The organism is Streptomyces sp. NPDC020489 (assembly GCF_044386545.1).
GTDB lineage: Bacteria > Actinomycetota > Actinomycetes > Streptomycetales > Streptomycetaceae > Streptomyces.
Genome location: NZ_JBIRUZ010000014.1, coordinates 193606 through 209259, shown reverse-complemented (window position 1 = coordinate 209259; position 15654 = coordinate 193606). Strand labels below are relative to the sequence as shown.

At 72.9% G+C, this 15654-nt stretch carries 16 protein-coding genes; 12 read left to right on the top strand and 4 right to left on the bottom strand.

The features are described 5' to 3' along the window. Positions 1-727: 727 nt before the first annotated feature. From ACH41F_RS32560 to ACH41F_RS32540, 5 genes are all read left to right on the top strand, one after another. Positions 728-1603: a L,D-transpeptidase family protein gene (locus ACH41F_RS32560; RefSeq protein ID WP_391234461.1), complete on the top strand. Its 876-nt coding sequence runs from the start codon at positions 728-730 to the stop codon at positions 1601-1603. A gap of 45 nt (positions 1604-1648) precedes the next feature. Then, positions 1649-2818, top strand: coding sequence for an alanine racemase (alr, locus tag ACH41F_RS32555; protein ID WP_391234463.1), 1170 nt, complete (start codon positions 1649-1651; stop codon positions 2816-2818). 82 nt (positions 2819-2900) lie between these two features. Continuing rightward, positions 2901-4136, top strand: a complete 1236-nt coding sequence (locus tag ACH41F_RS32550) for an alpha/beta fold hydrolase (RefSeq protein WP_391234465.1) — start codon at positions 2901-2903, stop codon at positions 4134-4136. Then, positions 4102-4614: a tRNA (adenosine(37)-N6)-threonylcarbamoyltransferase complex ATPase subunit type 1 TsaE gene (gene tsaE, locus ACH41F_RS32545; RefSeq protein ID WP_398838718.1), complete on the top strand. Its 513-nt coding sequence runs from the start codon at positions 4102-4104 to the stop codon at positions 4612-4614. Before ACH41F_RS32550 ends, tsaE begins: the two co-directional genes overlap by 35 nt. Positions 4615-4759: 145 nt before the next feature. Next, on the top strand, positions 4760-4927 hold the full coding sequence (locus ACH41F_RS32540; protein WP_391234469.1) for a hypothetical protein: 168 nt from the start codon (positions 4760-4762) through the stop codon (positions 4925-4927). A gap of 37 nt (positions 4928-4964) precedes the next feature. On the opposite strand, the gene ACH41F_RS32535 is transcribed toward ACH41F_RS32540, so the two are convergent. Next, a complete protein-coding gene (locus ACH41F_RS32535; protein ID WP_398838717.1) occupies positions 4965-5519 on the bottom strand; it encodes a hypothetical protein in 555 nt (184 codons plus the stop codon). A gap of 109 nt (positions 5520-5628) precedes the next feature. On the opposite strand from ACH41F_RS32535, the gene tsaB reads away from it, so the two are divergent. The 4 genes from tsaB to ACH41F_RS32515 are packed head-to-tail and all read left to right on the top strand — an operon-like array spanning position 5629 to position 8129. Beyond that, positions 5629-6285: a tRNA (adenosine(37)-N6)-threonylcarbamoyltransferase complex dimerization subunit type 1 TsaB gene (tsaB, locus tag ACH41F_RS32530; protein ID WP_391234473.1), complete on the top strand. Its 657-nt coding sequence runs from the start codon at positions 5629-5631 to the stop codon at positions 6283-6285. A gap of 17 nt (positions 6286-6302) precedes the next feature. Continuing rightward, a complete protein-coding gene (rimI, locus tag ACH41F_RS32525) occupies positions 6303-6800 on the top strand; it encodes a ribosomal protein S18-alanine N-acetyltransferase (RefSeq protein ID WP_398838758.1) in 498 nt (165 codons plus the stop codon). Next, positions 6793-7878, top strand: a complete 1086-nt coding sequence (tsaD, locus tag ACH41F_RS32520) for a tRNA (adenosine(37)-N6)-threonylcarbamoyltransferase complex transferase subunit TsaD (RefSeq protein WP_391234475.1) — start codon at positions 6793-6795, stop codon at positions 7876-7878. Before rimI ends, tsaD begins: the two co-directional genes overlap by 8 nt. Continuing rightward, entirely contained in the window at positions 7875-8129 is a 255-nt protein-coding gene (locus ACH41F_RS32515; protein WP_398838715.1) for a hypothetical protein, read from the top strand. Before tsaD ends, ACH41F_RS32515 begins: the two co-directional genes overlap by 4 nt. Positions 8130-8142: 13 nt before the next feature. On the opposite strand, the gene ACH41F_RS32510 is transcribed toward ACH41F_RS32515, so the two are convergent. The 3 genes from ACH41F_RS32510 to ACH41F_RS32500 form a co-directional block, all read right to left on the bottom strand. Continuing rightward, on the bottom strand, positions 8143-8832 hold the full coding sequence (locus ACH41F_RS32510; RefSeq protein WP_398838713.1) for a DUF4253 domain-containing protein: 690 nt from the start codon (positions 8830-8832) through the stop codon (positions 8143-8145). Between the two features lie 67 nt (positions 8833-8899). Continuing rightward, a complete protein-coding gene (locus ACH41F_RS32505) occupies positions 8900-9409 on the bottom strand; it encodes a hypothetical protein (RefSeq protein ID WP_398838711.1) in 510 nt (169 codons plus the stop codon). Positions 9410-9436: 27 nt separating this feature from the next. Then, on the bottom strand, positions 9437-11740 hold the full coding sequence (locus ACH41F_RS32500) for a glycoside hydrolase family 3 N-terminal domain-containing protein (protein WP_398838710.1): 2304 nt from the start codon (positions 11738-11740) through the stop codon (positions 9437-9439). A 146-nt stretch (positions 11741-11886) separates the two neighbouring features. Here ACH41F_RS32500 and ACH41F_RS32495 point away from each other — a divergent pair, with 146 nt between their 5' ends. The 3 genes from ACH41F_RS32495 to ACH41F_RS32485 all read left to right on the top strand — a co-directional run bounded on the left by ACH41F_RS32495 (position 11887) and on the right by ACH41F_RS32485 (position 15530). Beyond that, positions 11887-12957 (top strand): substrate-binding domain-containing protein, encoded by a 1071-nt coding sequence (locus tag ACH41F_RS32495; protein WP_391234484.1) that lies wholly within the window; start codon positions 11887-11889, stop codon positions 12955-12957. A gap of 82 nt (positions 12958-13039) precedes the next feature. Continuing rightward, positions 13040-14401: an endo-1,4-beta-xylanase gene (locus ACH41F_RS32490; RefSeq protein WP_398838708.1), complete on the top strand. Its 1362-nt coding sequence runs from the start codon at positions 13040-13042 to the stop codon at positions 14399-14401. 73 nt (positions 14402-14474) lie between these two features. Further along, positions 14475-15530 (top strand): LCP family protein, encoded by a 1056-nt coding sequence (locus ACH41F_RS32485; RefSeq protein ID WP_398838705.1) that lies wholly within the window; start codon positions 14475-14477, stop codon positions 15528-15530. Positions 15531-15654 lie beyond the last annotated feature (124 nt).

Sequence of the window (15654 nt, the reverse complement as noted above, 5' to 3'; positions counted from 1 at the left end):
CCCGGCCGCCGTGGGGGGTCTGGCGGTGGTTCCTGCGACACCGGGTGGGGTGAGGCGGGGCCTTCGTGGGGTGGCGGGGTTTGGGTGCGCGGGGTTTCCCGGTGGTTCCTCCGGCGCTGGGCGGGGTGAGGCGTGGGGTGCTCGGCAATAGGGGTGCACCCTCCGCGTGACGGCGGGGTCTGGGCGCGCGGGTGTCCCAGCGGTTCCTGCGACACCGGGCGGGGTGAGGCGTGAGTTGCTCGGCAAGGGGGCCCCTCCGCGTGAGGGCAGGGTCTGGGCGCCCGGGGTCCCTCCGACGCCGGGCGGGGGCAGGCGTGGGGTGCTTGGCCACAGGGGTGCCTCCGCGTGACGGCCGGGGCTGGGTGCGCGGGGCCTCCCGGTGGTTCCGCCGGCGCCGGCAGGATCTGGGCGCTCGGGGTCTCCCGGGGTCCCTCCGACGCCGGGCGGGGGGAGGCGTGGGGTGCTCGGTCATAGGGGTGCCTCCGCGTGACCGCGGGGTCTGGGCGCGCGGGGCCTCCGGCGGTCCGCCCCCAACACCGTGCGCGGTCAGGCGTGGGGTGCTCGGCAAAGGGGTGACCCCTCCGCGTGACCGCAGGGTCTGGGCGCGCCGGGCCTCCCGGCCGTTCCCCCAACACCGCGCCCCGTCAGGCGTGGGGTGCTCGGCAATAAGGGTGACCCCTCCGCGCGGCACCCCCGGTGTCCTCCGCGTCCGCGTTTCTCTGATCGCATGATCAGCAGACGTATCGCGTACCGAGGTGTGGCCGTTCTGCTCGCCGCCGCCACCGCGCTCCCCGCCGGAAGTGCCGTCGCCGACCCGGCGCCGCCCACCCGCGGCCCCGAGGCCCAGCTGGTCCCCGGGGTCTACCAGCCCTGGCAGACCGACACCCCGGACCAGGTGCTGGCGCCGAAGGTGTACACGCCGACCGCCGAGGAGGACGCCGTCGAGCCCGCCGAGGCCGCCCCGGGAACGTACGACCTCGTCGAGTACGTGCCGCTCGCCGACGCCGTCGCCCGGGTCTCGTGCACCAAGTCCACCGGGCCGTTCCAGCGGCAGGTGGAGAAGTGGCTGAAGCTGACGGCGGACGGCAAGCAGTCCAAGGCGGACTGCAAGGTCATCCGGGCCTTCCAGCGCGAGCAGAAGATCAAGCCGGCCATCGGATTCGCCGGGTTCGTCACCTGGTCGCGCATGCAGTACCTGTCGGCGCGCAAGAACCCCAACGCCGCCAAGAAGTGCCCCGAGCGCACCTACCGCGTCGCCTGCGTCGACCAGAACCGGCAGATCACCTGGGTGCAGAAGGGCAAGAAGGTCGTCTTCGGGCCGGTGCCCATGCGCAGCGGGCGGGCCGGGTACCGGACCCGTGCCGGGTGGTTCAAGATCTACTGGCGGCACAAGAACCACGTCTCCACCCTCTACCACCAGCCCATGCCCTACGCGCAGTTCTTCAGCGGCGGACAGGCCTTCCACGCCGTCTACGGCAGCATCTTCACCACCGTCGGCTCGATGGGCTGCGTCAACCTGCGGCTCGGCGACGCGCGGAAGCTGTGGGGCGTGCTCAAGCAGGGCGACCGGGTCTACGTCTGGGGGCGACGAGCCGGGACGTAGGCGTCCGGAAGGGCCGCCCCGCCCCTCTGAGAGACTGGGGACGCCATGAGTGAGACACCTGCCCCGCGCGGCACGCACCCGCGCGCACGCGCCGAGATCGATCTGGCCGCCCTGCGGGCCAACGTGCGGACCCTGCGCGCCCTCGCGCCGGGCGCGGCCCTGATGGCCGTGGTCAAGTCCGACGCGTACGGCCACGGGGCGGTCCCGTGTGCCCGCGCGGCCGTCGAGGCGGGGGCGACCTGGTTGGGCACGGCCACCCCGGAGGAGGCGCTGGAGCTGCGCGCCCACGGCATCACCGGGCGCGTGATGTGCTGGCTGTGGACGCCCGGCGGGCCGTGGCGGGAGGCCATCGAGGCCGATCTCGACGTCTCCGTCAGCGGGATGTGGGCCCTGGAGGAGGTCGTCGCGGCCGCCCGGGGCGCCTCGCGCCCCGCGCGCGTGCAGCTCAAGGCCGACACCGGCCTCGGGCGCAACGGCTGCCAGCCGGGGGACGACTGGGCCGAACTGGTCGCCCACGCCCTGCGCGCCGAGGAGGAGGGCCTGCTCCGGGTCACCGGGCTGTGGTCGCACCTCGCCTGCGCCGACGAGCCCGGGCATCCCTCCATCGCCGCCCAGCTCACCCTGTTCCGGGAGATGCTCGCGCACGCCGAGGGAGCCGGGGTCCGCCCCGAGGTGCGGCACATCGCCAACTCGCCGGCCACGCTCACCCTCCCCGAGGCGCACTTCGACCTGGTGCGCACCGGGGTCGCCGTCTACGGCATCTCGCCCAGCCCCGAGGTGGGTGCCCCGCAGGAGTTCGGGCTGCGCCCGGTGATGACGCTGAGCGCGTCGGTGGCCCTGGTCAAACGGGTCCCCGGCGGACACGGCGTGAGTTACGGCCATCACTACGTCACCCCCGGCGAGACCACCCTCGGGCTCGTGCCCGTCGGCTACGCGGACGGCGTCCCGCGCCATGCCTCCGGCACCGGGCCCGTCCTGGTCGGCGGCAAGTGGCGGACCGTCGCGGGACGGATCGCGATGGACCAGTTCGTCGTCGACCTGGGCGGCGACGAGCCCGCCGTCGGCTCGGAGGCGATCCTCTTCGGCCCCGGTGACCGCGGTGAGCCCACCGCCGAGGACTGGGCCCAGGCGGCCGGGACCATCGCGTACGAGATCGTGACCCGGATCGGAAGCCGTGTCCCGCGCGTCTACGTGAACGAGGGACTGACGGGGTAACCGCCCCAGCAGCAAGCGACCGCGGTCGTGTAGGCCTGAGGTCGTGCGGTCCTGTCGTAGTCCGGCGGAGAGGGAGCGGTACGTGAGCGAGAGCAGCGCGGAGGCTGTCGTGGCCGTGGCCTCCGTCACGGGGGCGGCCGGGAGCTGGCGCAGGGCGACCGGCATCGCGGGCACCGCGATAGGCGTGGTCGCCGCCGGCGCGGCGGCCGGTGTCGCCCTGGAGCGGATGACCGTGGGACGCGGCATGCGCCGCAAGGCGCGGCTCGCGCTCGACGCGGCGGGACCGTACGGCGCGCTGCGCGGGACGCCCGGCAAGGCGGTCGCCGACGACGGCACCGAGCTGTACTACGAGGTCGACGAGGTGGAGCCGGAGGGCGGCTCGGCGCCTCGGCGGCGCCGGCTGTTCGGGCGCAAGGCCCCGCTGCCCGTCACCGTCGTCTTCAGCCACGGCTACTGCCTCAGCCAGGACTCCTGGCACTTCCAGCGGGCCGCGCTGCGCGGGGTCGTGCGGACCGTGCACTGGGACCAGCGCAGCCACGGCCGGTCCGCGCGCGGGGTGCAGCAGGTGCGGGACGACGTGCCGGTCACCATCGAGCAGCTGGGGCGCGATCTGAAGGCCGTCATCGACGCCGCCGCGCCCGAGGGGCCGATCGTGCTCGTCGGGCACTCCATGGGCGGGATGACCGTGATGGCGCTCGCCGACCAGTACCCCGAGCTGATCCGTGACCGGGTGGTCGCCGTGGCCCTCGTCGGCACCTCGTCGGGGCGGCTCGGCGAGGTCAACTTCGGGCTGCCCGTCGCGGGGGTGAACGCCGTCCGGCGGATCCTGCCGGGCGTGCTGAAGGCGCTGGGGCAGCGGGCGGACCTGGTGGAGAAGGGGCGGCAGGCCACCGCCGACCTGTTCGCCGGGATCATCAAGCGGTACTCGTTCGCGAGCCGGGACGTCGACCCGGCCGTCGCCCGGTTCGCCGAGCGGATGATCGAGGGCACGCCGATCGACGTGGTCGCCGAGTTCTACCCGGCGTTCACCGACCACGACAAGACCGAAGCGCTCGCCTGCTTCCGGGACCTGCCGGTGCTGGTGCTCGCGGGGATCGGGGACCTCGTCACACCCAGCGAGCACAGCGAGGCGATCGCCGGGCTGCTGCCGGACGCCGAACTGGTGCTCGTGCCGGACGCCGGGCACCTGGTGATGCTGGAGCACCCGGAAGCGGTCACCGACCGTCTCGCGGACCTCCTCACCCGCGCGGGTGCCGTGCCCGCAGGGGCTACCGTGGGTGGCTATGGAAGCACCAGCAGCACCGCACAACCCGGTTGAGACCGAGCTGACCGTCACCTCCCCCGAGCAGATGCGCGAGCTGGGCCTGAAGCTGGCCAAGCTGCTGCGCGCCGGGGACCTCGTGATGCTCAGCGGGGAGCTCGGCGCGGGCAAGACGACGCTGACCCGCGGTCTCGGTGAGGGGCTCGGGGTCCGGGGCGCCGTCACCTCGCCGACCTTCGTCATCGCCCGGGTGCACCCGTCCCTCGGCGACGGTCCGCCGCTCGTCCACGTCGACGCGTACCGGCTCGGCGGCGGGCTCGACGAGATGGAGGACCTCGACCTCGACGTCTCGCTGCCCGACTCGGTGATCGTCGTGGAGTGGGGCGAGGGCAAGGTCGAGGAGCTCACCGAGGACCGGCTCCAGGTCTGGATCCACCGTGCCGTGGGCGACACCACCGACGAGGTGCGGCAGGTGACCCTGACCGGTCTGGGGGAGCGCTGGGCGGGCGTCGACCTGGGCGCGCTGTCCGCCTGAGGCGCTGTCCGTGAGGCGCGGATGAATATTCCGACAAGACGTCGGCAAGATATTGCGTTCGCGGTCGTGCGCGTGGTCACATGGTACCCAGTTCGTAGTTAGGTCTACCTAACTACGTCCGCCCCCGGATCCTCAGGAGGCGTCCATGTCGGCCACGGAACGACACGAGCCGGTACCGCGCGCGGTGACCGCGGTGCCCATGCGCGACCTGCTGGCGGCGTGCGCCGCGGCGCACGCGATCTCCACGCCCCCGCGCGTCCCGGACCGCGAGACCCTCCCGCCACGCGTCACCGAACACCGCGAAGCGGCCTAGGAGACCCGGGCGCCATTCCCGCCCGGCCGCGCCGGGTCTAGCGGATCACGATCACCTTCTGGCCGATCGTCGCGAAGTCCCACATCGCGTCGCCGTCCTGGCGGGACTCGCGGATGCCGCCGGTGCGGGTGGTCGGGTCGGGTGGCCGGGGCGAGCCGTCGACGGCCGCGCTGAAACCGACGGTGACACCGCCGACGGCGGTGAAGCGGACGACGTGCTCGACGGCGATGCCGTCGGTGCCGGTGACCGTGTTCGAGCGGGACGTGACGTAGTAGGAGCCCGGCTCCGGGTCCACCGTGCCGGGGGTCACCTTGAAGGTGCGCCGCACCTCGCCGCCCGCGCCGACCAGCCAGACCCGGTCGTCGTCCACCGAGTACACGACCCGTTCACCCTTTCCGGACCCCTCGGGCAGGGCGGCGGGGTGCCGGGTGTCGCGCGGCGCCTTCGAGACGAACGCCGTGGGCCGCTCGCTCTGCCGTGAGGTGCCCAGCGAGGCCGGGACGGTGGCCGAGGCCTGGTAGGCGAGGACCCCGACGGTCACGAGCGCGGCCGCGGTGAGCCCGGTCACGATCCCGGCGCTGGTGCTTGGCACGGTCGTCCACCTTGTTCTCGTTTGGGCGTGATCTTCCGTGACGTTAGCAGTTGCCCCCGGACCGACCGGAGCGGCGATGCGCGCGCCGCGGGAGCCGTAGGCTGTTTGCGTGCTCTTGCTCGCTCTGGATACCGCCACCCCCGCCGTGACCGTCGCGCTGCACGACGGCACAGACGTCATCGCCTCCTTCAGTCAGGTGGACGCGCGCCGGCACGGCGAGCTGCTGCTGCCGGCCGTCGACCGCGTCCTCGCCGAGGCCGGGCTGAAGCTCGACGCCGTCACCGACGTCGTCGTCGGGACCGGACCCGGGCCCTACACCGGGCTGCGCGTCGGACTGATGACCGCCGAGACCTTCGGGCTCGCGCTCGGCGTCCCCGTGCACGGCGTGTGCACGCTCGACGGACTCGCCTACGCCGCCGACCTCGACGAGGGCCCCTTCGTCGTGGCGACCGACGCGCGGCGCAAGGAGGTCTACTGGGCGCGCTACGCCGACTCCCGCACCCGGTTGACCGACCCGGCCGTCGACCGGCCCGCCGAGATCGCCGACCAGGTCGCGGGCCTGCCCGCCGTCGGCGCCGGTGCGCTGCTGTACCCCGACACCTTCCCGCACGCGCACGCGCCCGAGCACGTCTCGGCCGCCGCGCTGGCCGCGCTGGCCGCCGAGCGGCTGGCGGCCGGCGAGGAACTGCCCGCCCCACGGCCGTTGTACCTGCGCCGGCCCGACGCCCAGGTGCCGAAGAACTACAAGGTGGTCACCCCCAAGTGACCTCCGTGCTGCGCGAGATGCGCTGGTGGGACATCGATCCCGTACTGGAGCTGGAGAAGGACCTCTTCCCCGAGGACGCCTGGTCCAGGGGCATGTTCTGGTCCGAGCTGGCCCACGCGCGCGGCGCCGCGGCGACCCGGCGCTATGTCGTCGCCGAGGACGGCGGGCGGCTCGTCGGGTACGCCGGGCTCGCCGCGTCCGGGGACCTGGCGGACGTGCAGACGATCGCCGTCGCCCGGGACCACTGGGGCACCGGGCTCGGCGGACTGCTGCTGACCGAACTGCTCCGGGCGGCCACCGCCTTCGAGTGCGGCGAAGTGATGCTGGAGTGCCGGATCGACAACATCCGCGCGCAGAAGCTGTACGAGCGGTACGGCTTCGAGGCGATCGGCTTCCGGCGCGGCTACTACCAGCCGGGCAACGTCGACGCCCTGGTGATGCGCCTCAACACGCGGTCCGACAGCGGCCCCGCCGCCGGACCGACCTCCGAACAAGGAACCGAGATCAATGGCTGACGAACCCCTGGTCCTGGGGATCGAGACCTCCTGCGACGAGACCGGCGTCGGCATCGTCCGCGGTACCACCCTGCTCGCCGACGCGATCGCCTCCAGTGTCGACGAGCACGCCCGCTTCGGCGGAGTCGTGCCCGAGGTCGCCTCCCGGGCGCACCTGGAGGCGATGGTGCCGACCATCGACCGGGCACTGAAGGAGGCGGGGGTGAGCGCGAAGGACCTGGACGGCATCGCCGTGACCGCCGGTCCCGGTCTCGCGGGCGCCCTGCTGGTCGGCGTATCGGCCGCCAAGGCGTACGCCTACGCCCTCGGCAAGCCGCTCTACGGCGTCAACCACCTCGCCTCCCACATCTGCGTGGACCAGCTGGAGCACGGCGCGCTGCCGGAGCCGACGATGGCGCTGCTGGTGTCCGGGGGCCACTCCTCCCTGCTGCTGTCGAGCGACATCACCTCCGATGTGCGGCCCATGGGCGCGACCATCGACGACGCGGCCGGCGAGGCCTTCGACAAGATCGCCCGCGTGCTGAACCTCGGCTTCCCGGGCGGGCCGGTCATCGACCGGTACGCCAAGGAGGGCGACCCCTCGGCGATCGCGTTCCCGCGCGGTCTGACCGGGCCGCGCGACCCGGCGTACGACTTCTCCTTCTCCGGACTGAAGACCGCGGTCGCGCGCTGGATCGAGGCCAGGCGTGCGGCGGGCGAGGAGGTGCCGGTGCGGGACGTGGCGGCGTCCTTCCAGGAGGCGGTCGTGGACGTGCTGACCCGCAAGGCGGTACGGGCCTGCAAGGACGAGGGCGTCGACCACCTGATGATCGGCGGCGGCGTGGCCGCCAACTCCCGGCTGCGGGTGCTCGCCCAGGAGCGCTGCGAGGCGGCCGGCATCCGGTTGCGGGTGCCGCGGCCGAAGCTGTGCACGGACAACGGGGCGATGGTCGCGGCCCTGGGCGCCGAGATGGTGGCCCGGAACCGGCCCGCCTCCAGCTGGGACCTGTCGGCGGACTCCTCGCTGCCGGTGACGGACCCGCACGTGCCCGGCCACGACCATGTGCACGAGGTCAGCAAGGAGAACCTGTACTCGTGACGGTCGCGTTGATGTGGGAGGCGCGGGCGGTCGACGGGCGGGGCGAGCACTTGCTGGCCTGGGCGCGGGAACAGCGGCTCACGCCCGCGCCGCTGCGCCGGGAGACCTTCCGGGCGCCGCAGGACCGGGTGCTGGTCATCACCTGGTGGGACGCGACCCTCGACGCCGACCTGCCCGAACTCCCGGAACCGGACGGGGAGTTGGTGACCCGGACGGTGCACCGGTGGCGGTTCGAGTCGGTGGAGTCCTAGCGGGGGCGGGGGCTCAGTCCCACCAGAAGTACCACTCCCGCCGGGTCATCAGTTCCCGCGGGTAGGTGTTCTCCCAGTCGTCGAAGCTGTTGTGGAAGACGTCGGGGCAGGCCAGGTAGTGCTCGCCGGCCAGGACGTGGGCCTCGTGCAGGTCCTTCGGGGGATTGGCCGCCGAGACGAACAGCCCGCCGTGGGTCAGGGCCACGACCTGGGCGCCGAAGCGGTCCTCCCAGGAGTGGAGCAGCGCCGTCAGCGCGTCGTCGACGGGCGGCCAGTGGAGGGCGGCCGGCGCGTCGGTGCCTCGCTCGACCTCCACCAGGGCCAGACAGCGGGCCCAGTCCTCGCGTACGACGCCGGTGGCGACCTCCGCCGCGCACGCACCCGGGTCGAGCCCCGTCGCGGCCGGTACGGCCAGGCCCGGCCAGTGCGGGAACGTGGGCCAGGAGCGGGGCTCCCACAGGTCGCGGAGGTACGCGGCCACGTCCACCGGGACGCGCGGGGGCCAGGTGGGCTCGTACCAGTCCTCGCAGTACTCCAGCAGCACGCGGTACAGCCCGGTCCGGGCCCGCTGCGCGTAGAGCCGCCGCCACCACGCGTCCGCGTCCGGCAGCTTGCCGTCGCTCATCCACACCAGCCGCGCCGAGCAGCCGTACGACTCGATGATCCTGCCCGGCGGCAGGGAGGGCGGGAGGGTCGCTTCCATGGGCGGAATCTAGGCGGCGCCACTGACAACGGGCCTCGGCCGAGCAGCCGGAAGGCCTGGTGCGGGCCTACGCCGACGTGGTCTCTCGGCGGGCCGGGCCGGGGGAGTACGACAGCTTCCACGGGGCGTCCTCGTCGTGGCCCCGCCACAGGATCCTGCCGTGCCTGCGCTCCCAGTCGGCGGCCAGCCAGGCCTGGCCGGACCAGGCGAGCACCCACCACAGGGGGAGCAGCGCGATCCAGGGCTCCCAGGCGATGGCGAAGACCACGGTCGGGACCACCATGGCGGTGAACAGCCACCAGTTGAGAGGGTGGCGGCGCAGGGAGACGGCGTTCTCCGGCGCCGCCTCCAGGGGCACCGCGGCCTCGTAGTCCCGTATCTCGCCGACCCACTTGAGCCGGGTCGCCCCGAGCAGGGTGTACACCACGGTGAAGCCGACCACGCACAGGAGGAACCGGCCCAGCCCGAAGGCCGTCATCGGGGTGCCGCGCACACCGGTCGTCACCGCCACGGCGACGGCGAGTGCCGCCGACGCGGTGTACACGGACCTCAGTTCATGGTGGACGTATCGGTCCATGGCGAGCCTCCCCCAGGCGTGGAGGGGTCAGGCCGGTCCCGACACCTCCGTCTCGCAGCGCAACACGCGGTCGGGGCCCAGCACCCGTACCGGTCCGGTGAGTTCGAGCCGGGCCGTGTGCCGTACGTCCGCGCTGGACGCCGCCAACCGCAGCTCCAGGATGCCCGGTTCGACGATCCGGCGGAGTGAACGATCGGTGAAGGACGACAGGTCCGCGTGGAAACGCAAGGTCACCCGTGCCGCCTCGCCGGGCGCCAACTCCACGCGCTGGTAGCCGATCAGGCGCATGTCGGGGCGGGTCACCGACGCCACCGGGTCGTGCAGATACAGCTGGACGACCTCGGCGCCCGCCCGCTCGCCGGTGTTGCGGACGGTCACCGACATGTCGTACGAGCCGTCCGTGCCGATCTCCGCGCCGGTCGACTCCGACTCCCAGGTGAACGTCGTGTACGCGCGCCCGTGCCCGAACGGGTACAGCGGTGTCGGGTCCAGGTTGCTGACCTCGCCCGCGAGGCCCAGGGGCGGTTGGAGGTAGGTCCAGGGCTGGCCGCCGGGCACCTGCGGGACGCTCACCGGGAGCCGGCCCGAGGGGTTGACGCGGCCCGACAGGACCCCGGCGACCGCCGGGCCGCCCTCCTCGCCGGGGAAGAACGCCTGGACCGCTGCGGCGAGCCGGCCGTTCCAGCGGCCCAGCGCGTAAGGCCGGCCGGTCAGCAGCACCAGCACGACGGGCACGCCGGTGGCGATCAGGGTGTCCAGCAACTCGCCCTGCACCCCGGGCAGTCGCAGGTCCGTCACATCGCAGCCCTCGCCCGAGGTGCCCCGGCCGAACAGGCCCGCCCGGTCGCCCAGGACCGCCACGCACACATCCGCCTCGGACGCCCGCGCGACCGCCTCCGCGAAGCCGGACCGGTCGGGGTCGGAGGTGTCGCAGCCGGCCGCGAACGTCACCTTGGCGTCGGGGAGTTCGGTGCGCAGCGCCTGAAGGACGGTCGGGATCTCGATGCCCGTCGGGACGGCCGGGTGATGGGTCAGGACGTGCGAGGGGAAGGAGTAGCAGCCGAGCATCGCCAGCGCGTCCGCCGCCCTCGGGCCGACCACGGCGATCCGCAGGTCGGGGGAGAGCGGGAGCACGCCGTCGGGGTTGTCCAGCAGGACCACCGACTCCTCGGCCAACCGGCGGGCCAAAGCGCGGTTCGCCGTGGAGTCCAGGTCGATGCGGCCGGTCGGCTCGGGGGTCCAGTCCTCGTCGAGCAGGCCCAGTTCGCACTTCTGGAGCAGCACCCGGCGGGCCGCGCGGTCGATCAGCTCCTCGGGGATCTGACCCGCCCGGACGGCCTCGAGGAGGGGTGTGCCGTAGCACTTCAGGGTGGGCAGTTCGACGTCGAGGCCCGCCGCGAGCGCCGCGTGGGCCGCCTCCGCCTCGGTGCCGGCGACTCGATGCTGCGACTGGAGGAAGCCGACGCCGAAGTAGTCGGCGACCACCGTGCCGGTGAACCCCCAGCGCTCGCGCAGGAGTTCGGTGAGCAGTCCGGGGTCGGCCGAGGCCGGCACACCGTCCGTCTCGTTGTACGCCGCCATCACCGAGCGCGCCCCGCCCTCGCGCAGCGCCATCTCGAACGGCGGCAGCGTCACGTCGGCGAGCTCCCGGGCGCCCGCCCGCACCGGGGCGTGATTGCGGGCGCCCGCCGAGGAGGCGTATCCGGCGAAGTGCTTGAGGGTGGCGACGATCCCGGTCGACTCCAGGCCCCGGACATAGGCGGCACCGACCGTGCCGACCAGGTACGGGTCCTCGCCGATGGTCTCCTCCACCCGGCCCCAGCGCGGATCGCGGACGACGTCCAGGACCGGGGCGAGCCCCTGGTGGACGCCCACCGCGCGCAGGTCCTGGCCGATGTGCCGGGCCATCTCCTCGACGAGCGGCGGGTCGAAGCTCGCGCCCCAGGCGAGGGGGACCGGGTAGGCGGTGGCCTGCCAGGCGGTGAAGCCCGCCAGGCACTCCTCGTGGGCGAGCGCCGGGATGCCGAAGCGGCCCGCCGAGGCGATACGGCGCTGGGCGCGGGCCAGTGCCTGCGCGCCCAGCGCCGGGTCCACCGGCGCGGTGCCGAAGGGGCGGGTCAGCTGACCGAGGCCCTGGGTGATCAGCTCGTCCCAGTCGTAGTCGGCGGTCATCTCGCTCTGGAGCGGGGCGACCCCGTCGCCGTCCGTCTCGGCGCCCACCCACACGCCGTACAGCTGGGCGGTCTTCTCCGCGAGGGTCATCCGGGAGAGGAGGTCGTCGACGCGGGTGGCGGCGGGCAGGCCGGGGTCGCGCCAGGGGGCGGTGGTCATGAAACTCCTGTCAGGGTGAAAGCCCTCACGAATGTCCCTAATCGAATGGCCCTAACGAATGTTTCGATATACGTGCCGAATGTTTTGGGAACCTAGGCGGGCCGGGAGGGTTCGTCAAGAGGTCGTGCAGGGATACGATCGCCGCCATGACACCCCCGGAGCCCGCTGAATCCCGGGCGACAGCCCCAGCAACCGGCCGTTCGGCGCAGATCGCCACCCTCGCCGAGATCGCCCGCGAGGCCGGCGTCTCGGCGCCGACTGTTTCGAAGGTGCTGAACGGCCGCGCCGACGTCGCCCCGGCGACCCGCACCCGCGTGGAGGAACTGCTGCGCGCCCACGGCTACCGCCGACGGCGGGCCGAGGCGAGCCGTTCGCCCCTCATCGACCTGGTCTTCCACGAACTGGAGAGCGCCTGGGCGATGGAGGTCATCCGGGGCGTGGAGAACGTCGCCCGGGACGCCGGGCTGAGCGTCGTGCTGAGCGAGAGCGCGGGACGGCTCACCCCCGGGCGCACCTGGGCCGACCAGGTCGCCGCCCGCCGGCCGCACGGGGTGGTCCTCGTGCTGTCGGGGCTCGACGAGTCCCAGCGCGCCCTGCTCACCAGCCGCGCCATCCCGTTCGTCGTCATGGACCCGGCCGGCGACCCCGGCGCCGACGTGCCCTCCATCGGCGCGACCAACTGGCAGGGCGGACTCGCCGCCACCCGGCACCTCGTCGACCTCGGGCACACCCGCATCGGCGCGATCAGCGGCCCGTCCCGGATGATGTGCAGCCGCGCCCGCATCGACGGCTACCGGGCGGCCCTGGAGACCGCCGGGCTGCCGGTCGACCCCGCGCTCATCAGGAACGGCGACTTCCATCACGAGGCCGGCTACCGGCAGGGCCTGGAGCTGCTGCGCCGGGAGGACCGGCCGACCGCCGTCTTCGCCGGGAACGACCTCCAGGCGCTCGGGCTGTACGAGGCGGCGCGCGAGCTGGGGCTGCGCATCCCGGAGGACCTGAGCGTGGTCGGCTTCGACGATCTGCCGGTCGCGCCCTGGGTGGGGCCGCCGCTGACGACCGTACGGCAGCCGCTCACCGAGATGGCCGAGGCGGCGGCGAAGCTGGTGCTGGACCTGGCGCGCGAGGAGGGGACCCCGGCGGCCACCCGGGTGGAGCTGGCGACGAGTCTGGTGGTGCGCAGCAGCACGGCCGGGCCGCCTCTGGCCGGAAGGTGACGTCTTGACGGGTGGGGGTCCCGCCTCCACACTCCTCCGAAGTCAATCGGTTGTACGACCGAAACTTTCGGAGGCACCCGCAGTGAGATCCTCCAGAACCTCGCCACGTGTACGACTCGCCGCTCTGCTGGCCGGAGCGGTCACGGTCGGCGCCCTGGTGACCGCCGGCACGACCACCGCGCACGCCGCCGACACCCCGCTGCGCGACCTCGCGGCCGCCCGGGGCAAGGCCATGGGCACGGCGGTCACCGGCTCCAAGCTGACCGGGACCTACGGTGACATCGCCGGGGCCCAGTTCAACTGGCTCACCCCCGGCAACGCCATGAAGTGGGAATCGGTCGAGCCGACCCGGGGCAGCCACAACTGGGCGGAGGCGGACCAGATCGTCGCCTTCGCCGAGGCCCACGACCAGGACGTGCGCGGCCACACCCTGGTCTGGCACAGCCAGAACCCCGGCTGGCTGGCGAACGGCAGCTGGACCCCGGCCCAGCTGAGCACGCTGATGAACGACCACATCGCGCTGGAGGTGGGCCGCTACAAGGGCCGCGTCGCCGCCTGGGACGTCGTCAACGAGCCGTTCAACGAGGACGGCACCTACCGCCAGACCCTCTGGTACAACGGCCTCGGCTCCGGTTACATCGCCCAGGCCCTGACCGCCGCCCGCGCCGCCGACCCGGCCGCCAAGCTGTACATCAACGACTACAACGTCGAGGGCGTCAACGCGAAGAGCACGGCGCTCTACAACCTGGTCAAGTCGCTGAAGGAGCAGGGCGTCCCGATCGACGGCGTCGGCCTCCAGGCGCACCTCATCCTCGGCCAGGTGCCCGCCACGCTCCAGCAGAACATCCAGCGCTTCGCCGACCTCGGCGTCGACGTGGCCATCACCGAGCTGGACATCCGGATGAACCTCCCGGCGGACAGCGCCAAGCTGGCCCAGCAGGCCGCCGACTACAAGGCCGTCATGAACGCCTGCCTGGCCGTCACCCGTTGCACCGGCGTCACGGTCTGGGGCTTCACCGACTCCGACTCCTGGATCCCGAGCACCTTTCCCGGCCAGGGCGCGGCGACGCCGTACGACGACAACTACGCGCCGAAACCGGCGTACCGCGCGATCGTGGAGGCGCTCGGCGGGACGAGCACGCCGCCGACGGGCGCGTGCACGGCCGTCTACAGCGTCACCAGCCAGTGGAACACCGGCTTCACCGGCCAGGTGAAGATCTCCTGCGCGGGCGCGGCGCTGTCGGGCTGGAAGGCCGGCTGGACGTTCGGGGCCGGGCAGAAGCTCACCAGCGTCTGGAACGCGAACTGCACCCAGACGGGCGCGACGGTCAGCTGCGCCAACGCCTCCTACAACGGGACCGTCCCGGACGGCGGCTCGGTGACGTTCGGCTTCAACGGGTCATGGAGCGGGAGCAATCCGGTACCGAGCGTGACGCTGGGCTGAGAAGTCTGAGATTTTCCCAAGAAAACCGCACCGGAGGCGTTCCTCGTAATAATTCGGACTTACGTTCCTGTCCGTGACGGGACACGAAGAGAGCGGGGACGCGGGCAGAAGACCGGGCCGGCGGCCGAGAGTGCTGAAGGCCGCCGGTATCGCCCTCGCGGGCGTGCTGGTGCTGGGCGCGGCCGGGGCGGGGTTCGTCTACTGGCACCTGAACGACAACATCAAGAGCGTCGACATCAACACCGCGCTCGGCGACGACCGCCCGGCGAAGGCGGTGACGACCCCCGCTCCCTCGGCGTCGGCCACCGCCTCGCCGCTGTCCTCCGAGGCCCTCAACATCCTCGTCCTCGGCTCCGACTCGCGCAGCGGCAAGGAGAACCAGGAACTCGGCGGCGGCGACAGCACGGGAGCCCGGTCCGACACGGCGATGGTCGTGCACGTCGACGCCGGCCGCACCGGGGCGACGGTGGTCAGCATCCCGCGCGACACGCTCGTCACCCGCCCCTCGTGCCCCCTTCCGGACGGGGGCGCGACGGCGGTCGCGTACCACGCGATGTTCAACAGCGCGTACTCGGTCGGCGGTCCCGTCTGCGCGGTCAAGACCGTCGAGTCGCTCACGAACGTCCGGATGGACCACTACATCGAGATCGACTTCTCCGGCTTCGCGCGGCTCGTGAACGCCCTCGGCGGGGTCACCGTCACCACGGACGAGGACATCGACGACTCCAGCAGCCATCTGACCCTGGCGGCCGGCACCCACCGCCTCGACGGCAAGCAGGCCCTCGCCCTCGCCCGCACCCGGCACGGCATAGGCGACGGCAGCGACCTCGGCCGCATAGGTCTCCAGCAGAAGCTGGTGAAGGCGCTGCTGGCGCAGATCTCCGCGACCGACCTGCTCACCAGCCCGGCCCGGCTCTACACGGTCGCCGACGCGGTCACCGGCAGCCTCACCACCGACACCGGCCTGGACTCCCTCGGCGAGCTGACGAGCCTCGGGCAGAGCCTGAAGGGCCTGTCCGCGGACCAGGTGAGGACCGTGACGATGCCCGTGGTGCCGGCCCCCTCGGACGGCAACCGGGTGGTGGCGGACGAGCCGGAGGCCCACGAGCTGTGGGAGTCACTGCGCTGAGAAAGCCCCCTGAACCCTCTGTGAGCTGCGGAAACGCACGGCCGGAAAAATTCCTCGAAGAAATCCCGCGCGTCTGTCGATCCTTGGGTCTGCCGTTCGACGCATGGATGTGAGAGGCCGGAAG